1 protein-coding gene is annotated in these 502 nt (G+C 65.5%); it reads right to left on the bottom strand.

The window, feature by feature from the left end:
* Positions 1 to 502, bottom strand: a 502-nt coding sequence (locus E5W87_RS32245; protein WP_292407055.1) for an EAL domain-containing protein, incomplete at both ends; no start/stop codon positions are given.

Here is a 502-nt window from a genome sequence, read left to right on the forward strand (position 1 = left end):
GAGACGATTTCGCGGTCGAAGCGGCTCTCTGCAATATGCTCGATGAAGGATCCGTCGATCTTGATCGCATCGACGGGAAAGCGCCGGAGATATTCGAACGAGCTCATCCCCGCCCCGAAATCGTCGAGGCTGACGCGGCAGCGCCGCTCGCGCGCCTTGCGGACGAACTGTTCGGCAGCAGTGAAATTGGTGACGGCGGCGGTTTCCGTGATCTCGAAGCCGATGCCGGAATGCGGCGCCCCGGTCTCCTCGATGACGGCGTCGACGAAATCCCAAAGCTGCGGATCGCTCAGCGTCTGCGCCGACAGGTTGAAGCCGAGCGTCAGCGTCCCCGACTTCAGCGCCGGACCATGAAGCGAGAGCGCCGTCCTGATGATCCAGCGGTCGAGCCGCGAGGCAATGCCGAACCGCTCCGCCGCCGGGATGAACTCGCCCGGTGGGATCAGCCGCCCGTTGCGCCCGGCGAGCCGTGCCAGGACCTCGACATGGCGGCTCTCTTCCC

The organism is Mesorhizobium sp., assembly GCF_004962925.1.
In the GTDB taxonomy this organism is placed as follows: domain Bacteria; phylum Pseudomonadota; class Alphaproteobacteria; order Rhizobiales; family Rhizobiaceae; genus Mesorhizobium.